Here is a 5,003-nt window from a genome sequence, read left to right on the forward strand (position 1 = left end):
GAACACCGGCGAACGGCTCGCACCCCCACCCGACCCCGGCCCCGAGGCGACGACACAGTGATCGAGTACGAGAAGGACGGCGCCGCGATCTACCGGCAGTCCTTTGCCACCATCCGCGCCGAGACCGACCTCGACGGCCTGCCCGCCGACGTCGCCCGGGTCGCGGTCCGCATGATCCACGCCTGCGGCATGACCGACCTGGTCCGCGACCTGGCGCACTCCCCCGCCGTGGTGTCCCGGGCGCGCGCCGCCCTGAACGCCGGCGCGCCGATCCTGTGCGACGCCGAGATGGTCGCGGCGGGCGTCACCCGCCGCCGGCTGCCCGCCGACAACGAGGTGATCTGCACCCTGCGGGACGCCCCCGTGCCGGGGCTCGCCTCCCTCATGGGCACCACCCGCAGCGCGGCCGCCCTCGACCTGTGGGGCGACCGCCTCGACGGTGCCGTGGTCGCCATCGGCAACGCCCCGACCGCGCTGTTCCGGCTGCTGGAGATGATCGGGGAGGGCGCGCCCCGCCCGGCGGCGGTCATCGGCGTGCCGGTCGGCTTCATCGGCGCCGCCGAGTCCAAGGAGGCCCTGATCGAGCACCCCGCCCGGCTGGAGCACCTGGTGGTGCGCGGCCGGCGCGGCGGCAGTGCCATGGCGGCGGCGGCGCTCAACGCGATCGCGAGCGAGGAGGAGTGAGCGTGCCGACCGACGGGGGCACTCCCGGCACCGGGAACGGCACCGGCACCGGCCGGCTGTACGGCGTGGGGCTGGGTCCGGGCGACCCCTCCCTGCTGACGGTCCGGGCCGTCGAGGTGATCGCCGGGGCCGACGTGGTCGCGTACCACGGGGCGCGGAAGGGGCGTTCCATCGCCCGCTCCATCGCCGAACGGTACCTGCGGCCCGACCACATCGAGGAACCCCTGATCTACCCGGTCACCACCGGGACCACCGACCACCCGGGCGGCTACCGGGGGGCGATCGAGGAGTTCTACGAGGAGGCCGCCGAACGGCTGGCCGCCCACCTCGCGGCGGGCCGCACGGTGGCCGTCCTCGCCGAGGGCGACCCGATGTTCTACGGCTCCTACATGCACATGCACAAGCGGTTGGCGCACCGTTTCCCCACCGAGGTGATCCCCGGGGTGACCTCGGTCGGCGCGGCGGCGGCCCGGCTGGGCGTGCCGCTGGTGGAGGGCGGGGAAACCCTCACCGTGCTCCCCGGCACCCTGCCGGAGGAGGAGTTGACGGCCCGTCTGGAGGCGGGCGACGCCGTCGCGATCATGAAGCTGGGCCGTACCTTCCCGGCCGTGCGGCGGGCGCTGGAGGCGTCCGGGCGGCTGGCGGAGGCCCGGTACGTGGAGCGGGCCACGATGGAGGACGAGCGCACCGGGTTCCTCGGTGACGTGGACGCCGACTCGGTGCCGTACTTCTCGCTGGCGGTGCTGCCGAGCCGGATCGGCGCCCCGGACCCCGCCGCGGCCGTGAACCCGTCGGCCGGGGACGCCACCGGCCCCGGGCGGACCACCGGGGACGCGGCCGGGGACGCCACCGGCGACACCGCACCGCAGGAGCCCGGGACGGCACCGCGCGGTCGGGTGGTCGTCGTCGGCACCGGTCCGGCCGGCCCCCGCTGGCTGACCCCCGAGGCGCGCGGCGCCCTCGCCGACGCCGAGGACCTCGTCGGCTACACCACCTACCTGGACCGGGTGCCGGTCCGCCCCGGCCAGCGGCGCCACCCCTCGGACAACAAGGTGGAGGCCGAACGCGCCGAGTTCGCCCTCGACCTCGCCCGCCGGGGCCGCCGCGTCGCGGTGGTCTCCTCCGGCGACCCGGGCGTGTTCGCCATGGCGAGCGCCGTGCTGGAGGTCGCCTGCCGCGAGCCGTACACCGGGGTTCCGGTGCGGGTCGTGCCGGGCATGACGGCCGCCCAGGCCGCCGCCTCCCGGGTGGGCGCCCCGCTGGGCCACGACTACGCGGTGATCTCCCTCTCCGACCGGCTCAAGCCGTGGGAGGTGATCGAGGAGCGACTGCGCGCGGCGGCCGGCGCGGACCTGGCGCTGGCCCTGTACAACCCCGGTTCGCGGTCCCGGACCTGGCAGGTCGGCAAGGCCCGCGAGGTGCTGCTGGAACACCGCGCGCCGGACACCCCCGTCGTGCTGGCCCGGGACGTGGGCGGGCCGACGGAGCGGGTGCGCACCGTGCGCCTGACCGACCTGGACCCGGCGGACGTGGACATGCGCACGATCCTGCTCGTCGGCTCCTCGCTGACCACGCTCGTGCCGCGCCCCGGCGGCGACGCCGTGCACACCCCGCGCCGCTACCCCGCCCGCTGATCGACCCGTCGACCGGCGCCCCGGCGCGGCCCGATGGGGTCGCGCCGGGCGGTCGCGCGGCGTGCCTGCCCCGGTGGGCCCGGGGCCGCTCCTACGGTGCCGGGCACGGGCCGGATTGGTCCGTGTCCCCCCGGAACGTCTGGAGAGCCGTGCGCGCGCTGGTCCTCAACTGCACCCTGAAGCCCTCCCCCGAACCGTCCAACACCGAGCGCCTGGCCGAGGTGGTGAGCCGGGCCCTGTGGGAGAGGAGCGTCGAGGTCACCACCCTCCGTCTGGCCGACCTGCGGATCCCGCCGGGAATCGCGACCGACATGGGAGGGGACGACCAGTGGCCCGAGGTCCACGAACGGTTGGTCGCCTCGCGGATCCTCGTGGTGGCCACGCCCACCTGGCTGGGCCACCCCTCCTCCATCGCCCAGCGGATGCTGGAACGGATGGAGGGCATGATGGGCGAGACCGACGACGAGAGGCGGCCCGTCGCGTTCAACCGGGTCGCCGGTGTGGTGGTCACCGGTAACGAGGACGGCGCCCACCACGTGATCTCGGAGGTCGCCGGCGGGCTCATCGACATCGGCTACACCGTTCCCGGCCAGGCGTGGACCTACTGGAACCGGGGCCCGGGGCCCGGCCCGAGCTACACGGAAACCGACGAGGGGCACGAGTGGTCCGCCTCCACGGGACGGGCGATGGCGGCCAACCTGCACGCCGTGGCCCGGGCCCTGATCGCCAACCCGATCGGCCCGCCCCCGTCCTGAGCACCGGGCCCCGGCGGGGCACGATCGGCGGACCCCGGGGTCACGGCGCCTCGCGCCCCGCCGGGGCCGCTTCCCCTTCCGACCGGTGGCCGGGGGCGGCTGCGGGGCAAGAAGCCACGGACGAGGGGTGATGGCCACAGCCGGGTCGGAGGTCGCCCGGCAGGTCGGCGCGGATGGCCTGGAGTCGTACGGCCACCACCGCCGCTCCTCAACGAAAGTCCCGGACCGCGGTCAGGAGTTCAGCAACTGCTGAAACCGCTTGTCGAACTCCCGCGGGTCGCGGCTCAACGATGCCTTGACCATTTCGGTGAACTCATCGACCACCACCTCGACGGCGTCGGCCTCGACGCCGTCGAGGGTGATTCGGGCGACATCGGCCGGCTCCATCTTGGGCACGTCAAGACCTTTCGTCATGTCGGTGTCGGCCGCCCCGAGATGCACCGAGGTGACGAGCGTGCCCTGACCGGCCATCTCCCGGCGCAGCGCTTGACTCATGCTCCAGACGGCTGCCTTCGAAACCGCGTAGGCGCTGCTGCCGGGGAAGACGAACCATGATGCCGAAGAGGCCATGTTCACGATCGCGCCCCCGCCGTTCGCCGCAAGGACCGGTGCGAAGGCGCGGGCCATCGACAGCGTGCCCCAGAAGTTCACGTCCAGTGCGGCATGGACCGCCTGCAGGTCGCCGAGCAGGGTGCCGCCTCCGATGCCGGCATTGTTGACCAGCAGGTTCACATCGCCCGCCGTGCGGGCTGCGGCTGTGACGGCGTCCGGGTCGGAGATGTCCAGGGCGAGGATCTCGACGTCGTCGAGATCGATGGACTCGGGACGACGGGCGGTCGCATAGACCTTCGCGCCTCGCTCGACGAGCTGGGCGGCGAGGTGACGGCCGATCCCGCGGTTGGCTCCGGTGACGAGCGCGGTGGCTCCGTTGATGTTCATGAGACGTACGCTAGAACCTCACGTCAACGTGAGGATCAAGTGCGGAGCGACGGGAGGTGTCATGCGTATCGGAGAGGTGGCCGAACGCGCTGGAGTCAGCGTCCGTGCGCTGAGGTACTACGAAGAGCGGGGGCTCGTCATCGCCGACCGCAGCCCCAGCGGCCACCGGCGGTACCCCGAGTCCGCCGTCGAACGGGTGAAGTTCATCCAACTCCTCTACGCGGCCGGTCTGGCCAGTAAGGCGATCCGGGAGATCCTTCCGTTCCTGGACACCCTCGTCGCGACCCCGCGGATGACACGCCGACTCATGGACGAGCGTGCCCGCATCAGGGCTCGGATCGACGACCTGACCAAAGCTCACGATCGTCTCGATGAGCTGATCCGCCTCTCCGCCGAGTACGAGAACACCCCGGCTGCGTGCCCGGCGACGTAGCCGCATCGCACGCGTTGCCCCTGCGGCACCGACTGCAACGAGAGAAGCTGTTCCGACGATGCCGGCGGGCAGCAACACAAGAACCGTTTCCCGGCCGCATTCATCCCACCGGGCCCATCGCATCCTGACGGCGCCCCCACAGGTCCTCAGCGGCTACCGCCTCCCGGGGTGAGCAGGCCGGCCGGCTCGGAGAACGCCCCCGGGGGAGGGTTCGAAGCAGCGGCGGACGTTCTCCGGCTTCCTGCGCCTCGACTTCGCCATCGGCATCGGCATCGGCAGGGAGGCACCTCGCGCGCCGAGGGGGGTGAGGGCGGAACGACGGTACTCGTGCAGGTCTGCTCCGAGCAGGGACCGCCCCGGGATGAGCGAGCCGCGCGACGGGCTGCGGACTCCCCACTCGGCAGCACCGAGGACGGAACCGGAGGCGAACCTCGACCCCGCCGGAGCAGGGTGGACAGCGGTCCGGTGTGCCGGTTGCCGGTGGTCGGTTCACCGGGCGGCGGTTTTCCGACGGTCGGTGAACCTGCGGCTCTTTTCAAGTACGGGAGGGAAAGAACC

Annotated in this window: 6 protein-coding genes; 5 read left to right on the plus strand and 1 reads right to left on the minus strand. The window is 73.1% G+C overall.

Annotated features, from left to right (window positions below):
• Positions 1–57 precede the first annotated feature (57 nt).
• The 4 genes from FOE67_RS16270 (at position 58) to FOE67_RS30080 (ending at position 3,326) form a co-directional block, all read left to right on the plus strand.
• Positions 58–684, plus strand: coding sequence for a precorrin-8X methylmutase (locus FOE67_RS16270; RefSeq protein ID WP_182664937.1), 627 nt, complete (start codon positions 58–60; stop codon positions 682–684).
• A 2-nt stretch (positions 685–686) separates the two neighbouring features.
• Positions 687–2,318 carry a precorrin-2 C(20)-methyltransferase gene (locus FOE67_RS16275; protein WP_182664939.1) on the plus strand — a complete coding sequence of 544 codons (1,632 nt, stop codon included), beginning with the start codon at positions 687–689 and terminating at the stop codon, positions 2,316–2,318.
• A gap of 149 nt (positions 2,319–2,467) precedes the next feature.
• Positions 2,468–3,073: a flavodoxin family protein gene (locus tag FOE67_RS16280; protein WP_182664941.1), complete on the plus strand. Its 606-nt coding sequence runs from the start codon at positions 2,468–2,470 to the stop codon at positions 3,071–3,073.
• A gap of 130 nt (positions 3,074–3,203) precedes the next feature.
• Positions 3,204–3,326 carry a hypothetical protein gene (locus tag FOE67_RS30080; protein WP_267133338.1) on the plus strand — a complete coding sequence of 41 codons (123 nt, stop codon included), beginning with the start codon at positions 3,204–3,206 and terminating at the stop codon, positions 3,324–3,326.
• On the opposite strand, the gene FOE67_RS16285 is transcribed toward FOE67_RS30080, so the two are convergent.
• On the minus strand, positions 3,305–4,012 hold the full coding sequence (locus tag FOE67_RS16285) for an SDR family oxidoreductase (RefSeq protein WP_182664943.1): 708 nt from the start codon (positions 4,010–4,012) through the stop codon (positions 3,305–3,307). The two genes, FOE67_RS30080 and FOE67_RS16285, sit on opposite strands and share 22 nt — an antisense overlap.
• 61 nt (positions 4,013–4,073) lie before the next feature.
• Between FOE67_RS16285 and FOE67_RS16290 the strand changes: the two genes are divergently transcribed.
• Positions 4,074–4,445: a MerR family transcriptional regulator gene (locus tag FOE67_RS16290; RefSeq protein ID WP_182664945.1), complete on the plus strand. Its 372-nt coding sequence runs from the start codon at positions 4,074–4,076 to the stop codon at positions 4,443–4,445.
• Positions 4,446–5,003: the final 558 nt, after the last annotated feature.

Origin of the sequence: Streptomyces calidiresistens (genome assembly GCF_014141525.1) — a bacterium.
Classification (GTDB): domain Bacteria; phylum Actinomycetota; class Actinomycetes; order Streptomycetales; family Streptomycetaceae; genus Streptomyces; species Streptomyces calidiresistens.

Bases quoted from the DNA above. Each gene is read 5' to 3' on its own strand.
- FOE67_RS30080 (WP_267133338.1), top strand. From the start codon at position 3,204: ATGGCCACAGCCGGGTCGGAGGTCGCCCGGCAGGTCGGCGCGGATGGC.
- FOE67_RS16285 (WP_182664943.1), bottom strand. From the start codon at position 4,012: ATGAACATCAACGGAGCCACCGCGCTCGTCACCGGAGCCAACCGCGGG.
- FOE67_RS16290 (WP_182664945.1), top strand. From the start codon at position 4,074: ATGCGTATCGGAGAGGTGGCCGAACGCGCTGGAGTCAGCGTCCGTGCG.